We start from the raw sequence: 13,366 nt of genomic DNA, 5'->3' as shown, positions 1-13,366 counted from the left end.
AGCGAAAAAGGAAAGGGCCGGCATCGCTGCCGGCCCTTGATCTCGAACGGTTATTTCAGGCGCGATCAGTAGCGCGCGACGACCGGGCTCGCCCAGTTGAAGCGGTAGTTGAGCCCGGCCTTGAAGGTATGGTCGTCGGTGGTGAAGTTGCCGGTGCCGACGAGCGGACCCGCGGTGAAGCGCGCGTCGCCGAAATTATAGTACTGGTACTCGGCCTTGGCCGACCAGTTCGGAGCGAACATGTATTCGAGGCCGGCGCCGATGGTGTAGCCGTTGCTGTGATCGCCAGTGATGATGAAGGCGGCCGGCACGCCGCCGATCGTCACCTTCTCATTGTTGTCCGAATAGGCGTAACCGCCCTTCACGTAGACCAGGCCCGGGCCCCAGGTGTAGCCGACGCGGCCGGTGATCGAGCCGAGACCGCGCTGGTTGTTGGTGTAGACAACGCCGCCGGGGAACACCGCACCGACATTGCCGGAGAGCCAGGAATACTGGGCTTCGGCGCCGACCACGAAATTCGGGTTGACCTGCCAGTCCGCGCCGGCCTGCAGGCCGCCCAGGAAACGGCCGTTGCCGTTGTTGCCGGTGGAAAGGCCGTTGAAATTGTTGTCGCTGGAGAACGCGCCGCCGAGATGCGCACCGATGTAGAAACCGGTCCAGTTGTAGATCGGCGCGGCATAGGCCGGCGCCTTGTTGTAATAGGGGCGAGCGCCGAGATCGGCACCGAACGCCGGCACAGCCGCGCCCACCGCGAGCAGCGCAACGGTCGCAAACAGAATCTTTTTCATCGTCCTCACTCCAGCACTAAGGTCCCCGGCAAGCGCGTCCGTCCGCGCTGCGTTGGTTTTGCAGATAGCTCGCTTTTGATGAAAATGCTGTCACATGCATGGCACAGCGGCGCCCAACCTAACTTATTGGGCTGCAAATGAATTTCGTGCTTAATGCCGACTTAAAGAGTGCTGAAGGAAGACTTAATTCAATCGCCGTCCGGTAACCTGCGCGCCTCTTCCGTTAACCAAGACGCCGTCGCACTTCATCGCGCATCTGCGCGCGGAAGGCCGCGCGCTTCGCCGGCCGGTCTTCCTCGCGCACGTCATGACGGTCGAAGATGTCGAACTTCTCCAGGATCGGGTAGCGCTCGCTCGCCATCGCGAGCACGCGCAGCACTTTGGTCGCGGCCAGGGTCGGACCGCGTATCTCCCAGCGCCGGATCGTGTCGGCGCCGCCCTTCTCCGGTAACGCACACAGCTTCGCCATGTCGGCCGCCGTCAGCTTGCGCTCGATCGCGTCGGAGAGGTCGTCGCGGAGCTGCTTCAGTTCGGCACCGGTCATGCAGTTCGTTCCGAGCATGCGTTGAGCGCAACGCGCTAGGCCTGATTCGGGTTGATCCTGTGGCGATGACAGCACGCGTGTGGCCCTCCAATTATTCCAAAATTATTCCAGGTCGAGAAAGCCGCGCCACCCGGTGCCCGCCGTCGCGGCGAGAAGCTGCGGGCGTTGCTCGAACATTGTGCCGTCCATGCGCGGCGAGGCCGCGGGCAACTCGATCGTCGTCATCTGGAACTTCCCTCCGCCTGACACGGTAGGGGGCGCAAGGGTAAGCAAAGGTTGCGGCAGATTGCGCAATGTATCGGGACGAGGTCCCTTTGCCGAGCCATCCGCGGACAGGGTTAAGCGAACGCGAATGGCGGGTCCATTTTCGGGACAGCCGATCCGGTGGCGCGGACGACCCAGGCGTACCGGCCGAAGCGGCGCTGATCGCGCGACGTCACGACGTCCCGGCACATTCGCACGCACACGGAGTTATGAACGAGAGCCCATGGGAAATCGCCGGCAGAATGAACATGTGCAACGACAGGCCCGCAGCCCACGAAGAAGGTATCAGCCATGACAACGACCAGGCTTGTCATTGCCGCGCTCGTCGCGACCGGATTCGTCCTGGCGCCTTTCGCGGCTGAAGCGAAGAAGTACCGGTCGCACAGGTACCAAGGCACGAGCGTGCTGGCTCCGACCTATGGAAGCTCCGGCGCGACCGCGGCCCAGCCGAGGCCGACTTACGGATCGTCAGGACAGACGGTCGGCACGGTCACGGCGCCATCGATCGGAACATATAATTGGCCGTCGGTCGGCGTCACCAACGCCGTGCCGACCTGGAGCAACACCAATCCGAAGTGAGATCGAGCGAGACTGCTCTGCGCCTCGGGCGCGGAGGAGTTGAAGCGCCGCTGGAACGCGGCCTGCGATTTCAGGCGCCTCTTCCGGTCTGTTGACCGATCACGCAGCGCCATCCCGCCAGTCGCTCGGCCGGATGCTGGCTCATCCATTCGGCGAGTTGCGGTGCGCCCATCATGCAGGACTGCATCGACACCTCGGCGAAATCAGATGTCGTCACGATCTGCTCATGACAGTTTCCGGGCGAGGCGAGGCTGCAGAGCACGGCGACGATCTTGATCACGCCAGATTGCCTCTGTCGCCCGGACGGGCATTCGCCGCGGTCGACGGATCCGCGGCCGGATCGTTCGGCGGGAAGACGCTATCGTAGATCGCGCGCGCTTCCTGGATGAGGCGAAGACGCTCGCGCTCGGATTTCGACACAAACTGAATAATCTGGCCCATGTTCGCTCCAATGGATCGCTGATCCATCATCAGATGATGAAAATCATTCTATGATGACATGGGGTGCCGGCATCATCGTTACAGCCGTGCAGGCATTCACAGCGGATAAAAACCCCGTGACCGATCCGTTCCTAGACGGACCGGAATACCAGATGGAACCGTGCCTCACGCAGCCGGCGCGCGCTCCTTCTGCCCCGGCACCGCCGCAAGCAGCTCGCGCGTATAGGCGTGCTCCGGCGCGGCGAAGAGCTGTGCCGTCGGCTTCAGCTCGACGATGGCGCCGCGCTGCATCACCGCGATGCGGTCGCAGATCTGGGCAGCGACGCGCAGATCGTGGGTGATGAACAGCATCGAGAGGCCGAGGCGCGCCTTGAGGTCTTCGAGCAGCTTCAGCACCTGCGCCTGTACGGAGACGTCGAGCGCGGAGACGGCTTCGTCCGCGACGATGATCTCCGGCTCGAGCGCGAGAGCGCGCGCGATGCCGATACGCTGGCGCTGGCCGCCGGAGAATTCATGCGGATAACGTTCGAGCGCGCCGGCGTCGAGGCCGACCATCTTCAGCAAATCGCGGGCGCGATCGAATGCGACCTTGGGATCGGTGCCGGCCGCGATCGGGCCGTCGGCGATGATGTGGCCGATCTTGCGGCGCGGATTGAGCGAGGCGAACGGATCCTGAAATATCATCTGGATGCGATGACGCTCGGCGCGCAGCGCCTTGCCCGAAAGCTGGGTGAGATCAGTTTCGCCGATCCGCACCGTGCCGCGATCGGCCTCGATCAGCCGCATCACGAGACGCGCGACCGACGATTTGCCGGAGCCGGATTCGCCGACGAGGCCCAGAGTTTCGCCCTTGAGGATGTTGAAGTTGACCGCGCGCGCGGCCTCGACGCGGCGGTCCTCGCGAAACCAGCCACCCGAGGTGACGTAGGTCTTGTCCAGCCCGATCACCTCCACGGCCCTGGCCTGCTCGTCGAGCGGCTCGCGCGCCGGCGGATCCATCGTCGGTACGGCGGCGAGGAGCGCCTTGGTGTAATCGTGCTGCGGTTCGTCAAAGACGGTCGCAGCGGGGCCTTCCTCGACGACCTTGCCATGGCGGAGGACCACGACCTGGTCGGCAATATCAGCGACGACACCAAAGTCATGGGTGATGAACATCACCGCCATGTTGCGATTGCGCTGCAGGTTGCGGATCAGCTTGAGGATCTGCGCCTGCGTGGTGACGTCGAGCGCGGTGGTCGGCTCGTCCGCGACCAGCACCGCCGGCTCGAGCGCGAGCGCCATCGCGATCATGGCGCGCTGGCGTTGGCCGCCGGAGAGCTGGTGCGGATAGGCGCGAACGATCCGCTCGGGATCGGGCAGGCCGACCTCGCGCGCCAGCGACAGCGCTTTCGCGCGCCGTTCCCTAGGTGTGAGCAGGCCGTGCGCCTCGAACATCTCCGCCATCTGGTCGCCGATCCGCATCAACGGATTGAGCGCGGTCATCGGCTCCTGGAAGATCATCGCCAGTCGGCGGCCGCGCAGATCGCGCCAGTCGTCATCGTCGAGTTTGAGCAGGTTGCGGCCCTCGAACTCGATCTCTCCGGAGGCGACGCTCACCGTATCCGGCAACAAGCCCATCAGCGCATGTGCGCACATCGACTTGCCGGAGCCGGATTCGCCGACGACGCAGACGATCTTGCCGGGCCGCAAGTCGAGCGAGACGCCGTCGACGGCGAAGGGACGCTCGGCGCCCTTGGGCAGCGCGATCCGCAGATTCTTGATCGAGACGGCGGGAGGCGCGGTCATCATCAGCGACCCTTCCGCGACAGACGCGGATTGAGCGCGTCGTTGAGGCCTTCGCCGATCAGGTTCAATCCGAGCACCGAGATCAGGATGGCGACGCCGGGGAACACCGTGATCCACCAGGCCTGGCGGATCACGGTGCGGCCGGCGCCGACCATGTAGCCCCAGGAGATCAGATTGGGATCGCCGAGGCCAAGGAAGGACAGCGAGGATTCCAGCAGGATCGCGGTCGCCACCATCAGCGAGGCCAGCACGATCACCGGCGACAGCGCATTGGGCAGGATCTCGCGCAGGATGATCCAGCTGTTGCTCTGGCCGGTGACGACGGCCGCCTGGACATATTCGCGCGTGCGCAGCGACAGCACTTCGCCGCGCACGAGGCGCGCGACCGGCGGCCAGCTCACCACCGCGATCGAGGCCACGATCGAATAGATCGAGGGCTGCAGGATCGCGACCAGCACGATCGCAAGCGCGAAGCTCGGAATGGTCTGGAAGAATTCGGTGAAGCGCATCAGGGCATCGTCGACCTTGCCGCCGAAATAGCCGGCCATGGCGCCGATCGGCACGCCGACGACCAGCGCGACCAGCGTGGAGACGAGGCCGACCAGCAGCGACACGCGGGCGCCGAAGATCATGCCGGCGAACACGTCGCGGCCGAGTGCGTCGGTGCCGAGCGGCACGGTGGAGAGCGTGAAGGGCGGCAGGAAAGGCCGCTGCACCATGCGCCAGGGCGAGTTCGGGAACAGCAGCGGTCCGAATGCCGCGACCCAGATCGCGAGCATAAGGATGATCAGCCCGATGACGCCGCTCGGGCTCCTGAGCATCGATTTCCAGAACTGTTTCATGCGGCGAATTCGATGCGTGGGTCGACCAGGCGATAGATCAGGTCGGTGATGAGGTTGAAGATCAGCACCATGACCGAGCAGGTCACGAAGACGCCCAGCAGCAGATTGTAGTCGCGCTGCAGCAGCGCGTCGTACATCAGCCGCCCGATGCCGGGCCAGGCGAACACGGTTTCGGTGATGACGGCGCCGCCGATCAGCGTGCCGGCATGCACGCCGGCGAGCGTCACCACCGGCAGCAGCGCATTGCGCAGCACGTGACGGCGCTGGATCACCGAGTCGGAAAGGCCCTTGGCGCGCGCGGTCTTGACGAAGTCGAGCCGCTTCACCTCCAGCATCGAGGCGCGCGTCATGCGGGTGTAGGTCGCCATGAAGAACAGGCCGAGCGTCATCGCCGGCATGACCAGGTGCCTTGCGACGTCGACGACATGGGCAGGGCCGGTCAGATTCGCGCCGACCGTCTCGTAGCCGAAGCTCGGCAGCCAATCGACCGTGACCGAGAACAGCAGGATTCCCATCAATGCCACCCAGAAGATCGGCATGGCGTAGAAGATCAGGGCGAAGATCGTGATGCCGGTGTCGAGCATGGTCCCGGCGAAGCGCGCGGCGAAGGTGCCGAAGAGGACGCCGAGCACGAGCGAGATCGCAAATGCGGTGAGCGTCAGCAGCAGCGTTGCCGGCAGCCGTTCCGCGATCAGCTTCGCGACCGGCGCCTGCTGGCGAAAGGAGAAGCCGAGGTCGAGGGTGGCGATGCCCTTGACGTAGATGAAGAGCTGCTCGGGCAGCGGCTTGTCGAGGCCGAATTTTTCGCGGAGCTGCCGGACGAACACCTGGTCGCTGGCACCGGCCTCGCCGGCCATCACGATTGCGGGGTCGCCGGGCGCAAGCCGGATCAGGAAGAAATTGAGGACGACGATCGCGAGCAAGACGATCACGCCCTTCACGACACGCTGAGCAACGAAGGAGAGCATCTAGGTTCGCAAGCTAGTTGGTTGAAACGGTCGTGCCGCGTAGAGCACCTCTCCCAACGGGGAGAGGTCGCGCCGGAGGCGCGGGTGAGGGGGCTCGGGTCCCACGAGGGAGCGTAAACCCTCACCCGGATCGCATCTGGCGATACGATCCGACCTCTCCCTACGGGAGAGGTCGGCACCGCCATCACTTGTCGAGCCATGCGTCCTTGAAGCCGTCGTTGACGCCGATCCCGGTGGTGATCAGGTTCTTGACCTTGCAGCTCATGATGGTCGGGAATTGCAGCTCGAGCATCCAGGCCACCGGCACGTCCTCGACCAGGATCTTCTGCGCCTTTTCGTAGATCTCCTTGCGCTTGGAGTCGGGCGTTGCGACAGCGCCATCGGCGAACAGCTTGTCGATCTCGGGGTTGGAGTAACCCTCGACATTGTTGAACACCTGGCCCTTGGCGATGTTGCTGGAGATGTAGTTGCGGCCGACGCCGAGTGCGGGATCGCCGTACTGATAGAGATAAGTGAAGGCGATGTCGTAGTCCCAGTCGCCGATCTTCTGGTTGCCGCCGGCAACATCGGTCGAGATGGTCTCGATGTTCATGCCGACGTCCATGAGGTTCTGCTTCACGGCCTCACCCCAGCGCTGCCAGGTCTCGCCGTAGGCGAGGGGCAGGATGCGGATTTTCTCGCCCTTGTAACCGGCTTCCTTCAGCAAGGCCTTGGCCTTGGCCGGGTCGTAAGGATATTTCGGCACGTCGTCGGTGTAATATTTGATCGCCGAGGACGAAGGGCCGGTCGCAACCTTGCCAAGCCCGTTCCAGATCACGTCCTTGGCGAAGTCGCGATCGATCGCGTACATGACTGCCTGCCGGACCCGCTTGTCCGCGAGCGGCCCTTGGCGGTTGTTCAGCCAAAGCCAGGCCAATGGCGAGAAGAACTCCCAACCGGCGCCGGTCACGCAAGTGTCTTTCAGCTTGGACAGGCGCGGTACGTCAAAGTTCTCGACCGAGCCCCCGGGCAGCACGTCGACCTTGCCGGTCTCGTAAGCGACCGAGCGCGCGGCGGCGTCGGGGATGATCTGCCAGTAGATCTCGTCGATATAGGGCTTGCCCTTTTCGTAATAGTTCGGGTTCTTGACCAGGCGGATGAACGAGCCCTTCTGCCATTCCTTGAACATGAAGGGACCGGTGCCTACGGGCGCGTTGTTGTAGGGGTTGGTCTTCCAGTCGGTGCCCTCGTAGAGATGTTTCGGCACCATCGGCATCGAGCCGACCTCGAAAATGCCGAGGAACGGTCCGAACGGCTGCTTCAGCGTGAACACCACCGTGGTGTCATCAGGCGCCTCGACCTTGTCGACCTGCGCCAGGTTGGTGCGCGCGCGCGCGTGGGTCTGCTTCAGCATCTCGATCGAGAACAGCACGTCGGCCGAAGTGAAGGGCTTGCCGTCATGCCAGGTGACGCCCTTCCGGAGCTTGAAGGTGTAGGTCTTGGCGTCCTCGCTGACGCTCCAGCTCTCGGCGAGTTCTGGAAGCGGCTCGAGCTTGGGGTTATAGCGCAGCAGGCCTTCGAAGATGTTGCCCGACACCATCTGGGTCGGACCGTTCTGGATCATCGCAAGCATCAGGCCGGGCGGCTCAGGCTGGATCACCGCATTGATCACGCCTCCCGCCTTCGGCTCTTGCGCAAGAGCCGGCGTAAGTGCCGAGGCCGTGAGGCCGCACGCCAGGAGGAGACCAAGCAACACTCGTTTCGACATCTCGTATCTTTCTCAAGCGAGACCGGCCGTAAACGCTTCGCAACGTCCTCGCGCGCGAAGCGACGGCCGGCCCATCCCAGTCCCCATCCGGACGCGAGGCTCACACGGTCCCGTTCCGCCCCGCAAGATGAAAGTCTCGACAGTATCAGCACAAAAAATGCACAGCGCGTCCCGGGCGCAACTTCCGCAAATCCCGAGCTGGCCACCCGGCTCGTGACGGTGCGCGGGAGCCGCCAGTGCGGCGAATTCGGCCGCGTTCGCGCTCCTTGCCGGCATCGCGCTGGAGGAGCGGGGGCTCGTCGATCTCTTCGGCGAGGATTACCGGGAGTCCAAACAACGGGTGTCGATGCTTATTCCCTGGGGAAATCGTGTAACCTTCGCCTGCCCCGGCCGCGTCCATCGAAAGGAGGATGCGACGCCGGGCACGGAGGAAACTGCCAATTCACAAAGACTCATAAAGGGAGATCACGATGACACATGCCGGGAACTGCTTCTGCGGCGCGGTCACGCTCGAGGTCACGGGCGAGCCGGAAGCGATGGGATATTGCCACTGCCGGTCCTGCCGGTCCTGGTCGGGCGGTCCAGTGAACGCGTTCAGCCTGTGGAAGCCGGAGGCCGTGCGCGTCACTGAAGGCGCCGAGCACGTCGCGACCTATGCCAAGACGCCGCTCAGCGAGCGCAAATTCTGCAAGAAGTGCGGCGGTCATCTCATGACCAACCATCCGCCGCTCGGCATGGTCGACGTCTTCACCGCCACGATCCCGACGCTCGGATTCGCGCCGGGAGTCCACGTCAATTATGCCGAGACCGTGCTGCCGATGCGCGACGGTTTGCCGAAGCTGAAGGATTTCCCCGCAGAGTTCGGTGGCAGTGGCGAGACGATGCCGGAGTAGCGGACGCAAGCCCACGCGACGAAACGATCCACCCTGTCCGGAAGCGAACAGGGTGGATTTGGCTTCAGGAGGCGAGGCCATCGCGTCATCGAGTGTATGTCGAACGATGAATGTCCATTGCCGAACACTTGCGCCCGCGTAAGCTGGGCCCCAAACATCACGACAGCCCGAAGAAGCGCCCATGTCCGCCTTTCCCGCCTCGACCACCGTGCTCGACTCCATGCTGTTCCGCGATGCGTTCGGCACGCCCGCGATGCGCGAGGTGTTTTCCGACGTGGCGCTGGTCGCGCGTTATGCCGAGATCGAGGTTGCGCTGGCGAAGGCCGAGGCGAGATGCGGCGTGATCCCGCAGGAGGCCGCCGATGACATCGCGGCGCGGACCGATGTCGCCGCGTTCGACTTCGATCTGTTGCGCCGGGAGACCGACATCGTCGGCTATCCGATCCTGCCCCTGGTGCATCAGATGGTGAAGCAGTGCGGCGAAGCCGGTCGTTACGTGCATTGGGGCGCGACCACGCAGGACATCATGGACACCGCCGTGGTGCTGCAACTGCGTGCCGGCTTCGAGATCATCGAACGCGATATCGCAGAGCTGCGCAAGATCCTCGCCGGCCTCTCGCTGCGTCATCGCGACACGCCAATGGCCGGCCGCACCCACCTCCAGCAGGCGCTGCCGGTGACCTTCGGCTACAAGACCGCGATCTGGCTTGCGATGTTCGACCGCCACGCCGAGCGTCTCGCGCAACTGAAGCCGCGCGTGCTGGTCGGCCAGTTTGCCGGCGCCGCCGGTACACTGGCCTCGCTCGGCGACAGGGGCTTCGACGTGCAGAAGGCGCTCTGCGCCGAGCTGAGGCTCGGCGTACCCGCGTCCACCTGGCATGTCGCGCGCGACGGCTTTGCGGAAGCGGTGAATTTCCTCGCGCTCGTCACCGGTTCGCTCGGCAAGATCGCGCTCGACATCATGATCATGGCCTCGACAGAGTTCGCCGAGGTCTTTGAGCCCTTCGTCAAGGGTCGTGGCGCCTCCTCGACCATGCCGCAGAAGCGCAATCCGATCTCTTCGGAGCTGATGCTTGCGGCTTCCAAGGCGGTGCGCCAGCAGGCGGGCCTGATGCTGGATGCCATGGTGCAGGATTTCGAGCGCGCCACCGGTCCCTGGCACGCCGAATGGATGGCGATTCCCGAGAGTTTCGTGCTGACCGCAGGCGCGCTGCATCAGGCGAAGTTCGCGCTCGCAGGCCTCATCGTGGACGAGCGGAAGATGAACGACAACCTCGCCCTTAGTCGCGGTCTGATTGTGGCCGAAGCGGTCATGATGGGGCTCGCGCCGCAGATCGGGCGGCAGAAGGCGCATGACGTGGTTTACGATGCGTGCCGGCTCGCCAACGAGAAGGGCCTGACCCTTGCCGACGCGCTCTCGTCCGATATCCGCGTATCGAGCCGGATCGATCGCGTCACGATCGAGGCCCTCACTTCACCTAAAAATTACCTTGGCCTTGCGCCCGAAATGGTCGACCGGGTGCTGAAATCGGCAACGCGTTGAAAACCAATATGCGTGAAACTCCGTATCTTTCATGTCCCGCAAGCCGCTCGCACACTTGTGTCTCGCGATGCTAGACTTAGATTGAACGAGAGATTCCGACAGAGGACCCGGTATGACCGATCAACGCAATTCCGCCACTTCAATCGATCCGGTGAAGCTCGACCGGCTGGCCGAGGTGGCGGTGAAGGTGGGACTGGGCTTGCGGCCGGGACAGGACCTGCTCGTGACGGCGCCCGCGATCGCGCTGCCGCTGGTACGCCGGATCGCTGCGCAGGCCTACAAGGCCGGTGCCGGCATCGTGACGCCGATCCTCTCCGACGAGGAGATGACGCTGGCGCGCTATCGCTACGGCCACGACAACAGTTTCGATCGCGCCGCCAACTGGCTTTACGAGGGCATGGCCAAGGCGTTCTCCGAAAACACCGCGCGTCTCGCCATCGTCGGCGACAATCCGATGCTGCTGTCGGGCGAGGATCCGTCGAAGGTCGCGCGCGCCAGCAAGGCCAATTCCATGGCCTATCAGCCGGCGCTGGAAAAGATCGTCAATTTCGACACCAACTGGAACATCATCGCGTATCCGAGCCCGTCCTGGGCCAGGCAGGTCTTCCCGAACGAGTCAGAAGAGGTCGCGATCGGCAAGCTCGCGGATGCGATCTTCGCGGCTTCGCGCGTCGACCGCGAGGATGCGATTGCGAATTGGGCGAGCCACAATGCGGTGCTGCGCGAGCGCACCAACTGGCTCAACGGCCAGCGCTTCCGCGCGTTGCAATATTCGGGTCCCGGCACCGACCTGACCATCGGCCTTGCGGATGGCCATGAGTGGGAAGGCGGGGCCTCGTCCGCCAAGAACGGCATCAGCTGCAACGCCAACATCCCGACCGAAGAGGTCTTCACCACGCCGCATTGCCGTCGCGTCTATGGCCATGTCGTGAGCTCGAAGCCGCTCTCTTACCAGGGCACGCTGATCGACAACATCGCGGTGCGTTTCGAGGACGGCAAGATCGTCGATGCCAAGGCCTCGCGCGGCGCGGAAGTGCTGAACAAGGTGCTCGACACCGACGAGGGCGCACGCCGGCTCGGCGAAGTGGCGCTGGTGCCGCATTCCTCGCCGATCTCGCAGAGCGGGCTGTTATTCTACAACACGCTGTTCGACGAGAACGCAGCGTCCCACATCGCGCTCGGCCAGTGCTATTCGAAGTGTTTCATCAACGGCGCGCAGCTCACCCCGCAGCAGATCGCCGCGCAAGGCGGCAACCAGAGCCTGATCCATATCGACTGGATGATCGGCTCGGCCGAGACCGACATCGACGGCATCCTGTCCGACGGCAGCAAGGTGCCGGTGTTCCGCAAGGGCGAGTGGGCGAAGTAAGCTCGCGATCGTGACCGGGAGCTCTTCACCTCTCCCCGCTGGGGAGAGGTAAGCTCCAGGCGACAATCTTTCCTGAGCCCGCGCTTTAGCGCGTCGTCTCACGCCGCCGCGTTGCGGAGTATCGGGTTGTTGTCGATGCTGAAGCGGTTGAACAACGTCGTGAACGGGCTGCCGTCGGTGGCCCGCACGATGGCGTCGGAAGCTGCGACCGCGTCGTAGAGCGCGCCGACGGGATCGCCTGCCTCCGGCAGGTCGAGGCGGGTGCGAATTTCTTTCCTCGCCTCGTTGACGTCGTCCTCGTCGTCGCGTGTCGCCTCAAGCGCATCCGCGGCGCGCCGCATCTCCCGGAGATCGGCGCCAGCGGAGTATTTGAGGATATCAAGCCAATAGGGGAGTGCCACGACGAGCTGGATGAACGCCTCGAAACTCGCGGCGATGATGCCCGCGCGACCGTCCGATGAGACGTAGAGCACGTTCTGCGCCGGCAGCAGCACGAAGGCGCCGCCAGAGCCGTCACTTCCGATCTGCCGGGGATTTTCAACGCCGTCGATCGTGAACCAGAGCTCCTCGTCCGGTGCAAACGAGAACTCGAGGCTGCCGAGCCAGGCAACGACCTCGCCCTGGGCAGCCAAAACCTCCGGGGTCAGGGGCATCAATGGGCTCCTACTCAGTCATTCCGCCGCACTTTGTCGCACCCAGGAAAAGATGGGTTCATATGCGCGAATTTGCAGGGGAATCGCGACGCTATCAGCTTCGCGACTGCAACTTGCGGTGGATTTTTCGCGCCTGCGTAAGAAAGAATTAAAAACCCGCTACTAGCGTTCCAACATCTTTCGAAACAATCCGGGCCTGGACCCGGCCATGCTCATTATATGACCCGGGAACGCAGATGTCGCGCGCATTGATTGAAATCGGAAATTGCAATGTGGATCTGGAGCTGCGGCCGATCGAGCCCGCCTGGATCATCGAGGGCAACCCGGTGTCGCGGTCGCACATCCTGTCGACCAGCTCGGACGGCACGTCCTCGACCATCATCTGGTCGTGCACCGAGGGTCGCTTCAACTGGTACTATGACTTCGACGAGACGATTATGATCCTGGAAGGATCGATCGTTTTGGAGAGCGACGGGCTCCCACCCAAGCGCTACGGCGTCGGCGATGTCATCTTCTTCCGCGATGGCGCGCATGCCAAATGGCATGTCGAAGGCCACGTCAAGAAGATCGCGTTCTGCCGCAAGACCAACCCGGCCGTCATCGGCCTCATGATCCGCGTCGTCAACAAGCTGAAGCGGATGTTCCTCTCGGCCGGCGAGCGCCGTCCCGCGACCCTGATGGGTGCAGGCTGATCCTTTTTTCGGACGCTTCCCAGCGGCCACGAGGGAAGAGGGGGCGGGACTGATATCCCGGCCCCTCTTTTCGCATCATGACGACAGCTCGAGCCGGTCGAATTCGGTCGCGGGTTGCAGCGGGTTTGCGGCCCGGTCAACTCGCTCTAGGGTCTGTACTCAATAGGGATTCCATCTGAAATTAGATTGTGATTCAAGCTTCTCAACGGAAGGGAGGCTTGAATGGCAAAGCAGGTCTACTGGCTCAGCGATGCGGAA

Annotated in this window: 15 protein-coding genes; 5 read left to right on the top strand and 10 right to left on the bottom strand. The window is 63.6% G+C overall.

All coding sequences use genetic code 11. The features are described from left to right. Positions 1–65: 65 nt before the first annotated feature. The 3 genes from JQ621_RS34255 to JQ621_RS35835 form a co-directional block, all read right to left on the bottom strand. Positions 66–788, bottom strand: a complete 723-nt coding sequence (locus JQ621_RS34255; RefSeq protein ID WP_212241523.1) for an outer membrane protein — start codon at positions 786–788, stop codon at positions 66–68. 223 nt (positions 789–1,011) lie between these two features. Continuing rightward, positions 1,012–1,332 carry a hypothetical protein gene (locus JQ621_RS34250; RefSeq protein ID WP_212241522.1) on the bottom strand — a complete coding sequence of 107 codons (321 nt, stop codon included), beginning with the start codon at positions 1,330–1,332 and terminating at the stop codon, positions 1,012–1,014. 102 nt (positions 1,333–1,434) lie between these two features. After that, entirely contained in the window at positions 1,435–1,557 is a 123-nt protein-coding gene (locus JQ621_RS35835; RefSeq protein ID WP_283813234.1) for a hypothetical protein, read from the bottom strand. 330 nt (positions 1,558–1,887) lie between these two features. Here JQ621_RS35835 and JQ621_RS34245 point away from each other — a divergent pair, with 330 nt between their 5' ends. After that, positions 1,888–2,175, top strand: a complete 288-nt coding sequence (locus JQ621_RS34245; protein WP_212241521.1) for a hypothetical protein — start codon at positions 1,888–1,890, stop codon at positions 2,173–2,175. A 70-nt stretch (positions 2,176–2,245) separates the two neighbouring features. Here JQ621_RS34245 and JQ621_RS34240 read toward each other — a convergent pair whose 3' ends face one another. From JQ621_RS34240 to JQ621_RS34215, 6 genes are all read right to left on the bottom strand, one after another. After that, positions 2,246–2,455, bottom strand: coding sequence for a hypothetical protein (locus JQ621_RS34240; RefSeq protein ID WP_212241520.1), 210 nt, complete (start codon positions 2,453–2,455; stop codon positions 2,246–2,248). Next, positions 2,452–2,616, bottom strand: a complete 165-nt coding sequence (locus tag JQ621_RS34235) for a hypothetical protein (RefSeq protein WP_212241519.1) — start codon at positions 2,614–2,616, stop codon at positions 2,452–2,454. The genes JQ621_RS34240 and JQ621_RS34235 overlap by 4 nt, the downstream gene beginning before the upstream one ends. A 165-nt stretch (positions 2,617–2,781) precedes the next feature. Beyond that, positions 2,782–4,401 (bottom strand): ABC transporter ATP-binding protein, encoded by a 1,620-nt coding sequence (locus JQ621_RS34230; RefSeq protein WP_212241541.1) that lies wholly within the window; start codon positions 4,399–4,401, stop codon positions 2,782–2,784. A gap of 2 nt (positions 4,402–4,403) precedes the next feature. After that, complete coding sequence (locus JQ621_RS34225; protein ID WP_212241518.1) at positions 4,404–5,243, bottom strand: ABC transporter permease; 840 nt, start codon at positions 5,241–5,243, stop codon at positions 4,404–4,406. Further along, positions 5,240–6,211 (bottom strand): ABC transporter permease, encoded by a 972-nt coding sequence (locus JQ621_RS34220; protein WP_212241517.1) that lies wholly within the window; start codon positions 6,209–6,211, stop codon positions 5,240–5,242. Before JQ621_RS34220 ends, JQ621_RS34225 begins: the two co-directional genes overlap by 4 nt. Before the next feature lie 184 nt (positions 6,212–6,395). Next, positions 6,396–7,958, bottom strand: a complete 1,563-nt coding sequence (locus tag JQ621_RS34215) for an ABC transporter substrate-binding protein (RefSeq protein WP_212241515.1) — start codon at positions 7,956–7,958, stop codon at positions 6,396–6,398. Positions 7,959–8,428: 470 nt separating this feature from the next. Between JQ621_RS34215 and JQ621_RS34210 the strand changes: the two genes are divergently transcribed. The 3 genes from JQ621_RS34210 (at position 8,429) to JQ621_RS34200 (ending at position 11,763) form a co-directional block, all read left to right on the top strand. Continuing rightward, positions 8,429–8,851 (top strand): GFA family protein, encoded by a 423-nt coding sequence (locus JQ621_RS34210; protein WP_212241513.1) that lies wholly within the window; start codon positions 8,429–8,431, stop codon positions 8,849–8,851. Between the two features lie 181 nt (positions 8,852–9,032). Next, the gene (gene pcaB, locus JQ621_RS34205) at positions 9,033–10,394 is read left to right on the top strand and encodes a 3-carboxy-cis,cis-muconate cycloisomerase (protein WP_212241511.1); all 1,362 of its coding nucleotides are present in this window, start codon (positions 9,033–9,035) and stop codon (positions 10,392–10,394) included. A gap of 112 nt (positions 10,395–10,506) precedes the next feature. Next, a complete protein-coding gene (locus tag JQ621_RS34200) occupies positions 10,507–11,763 on the top strand; it encodes an aminopeptidase (RefSeq protein ID WP_212241509.1) in 1,257 nt (418 codons plus the stop codon). A gap of 98 nt (positions 11,764–11,861) precedes the next feature. Here the strand turns inward: JQ621_RS34200 and JQ621_RS34195 are convergent, their stop codons facing one another. Then, the gene (locus tag JQ621_RS34195; protein ID WP_212241507.1) at positions 11,862–12,416 is read right to left on the bottom strand and encodes a hypothetical protein; all 555 of its coding nucleotides are present in this window, start codon (positions 12,414–12,416) and stop codon (positions 11,862–11,864) included. Positions 12,417–12,652: 236 nt separating this feature from the next. Between JQ621_RS34195 and JQ621_RS34190 the strand changes: the two genes are divergently transcribed. Then, positions 12,653–13,108: a cupin domain-containing protein gene (locus JQ621_RS34190; protein WP_212241505.1), complete on the top strand. Its 456-nt coding sequence runs from the start codon at positions 12,653–12,655 to the stop codon at positions 13,106–13,108. The last annotated feature ends 258 nt before the right edge of the window (positions 13,109–13,366 follow it).

It is taken from the genome of Bradyrhizobium manausense (assembly GCF_018129685.1).
In the GTDB taxonomy this organism is placed as follows: Bacteria; Pseudomonadota; Alphaproteobacteria; order Rhizobiales; family Xanthobacteraceae; genus Bradyrhizobium; species Bradyrhizobium manausense_D.
The sequence above is the reverse complement of the archived record's forward strand: the minus strand, read 5'-3'. Positions and strand labels throughout refer to the sequence as shown.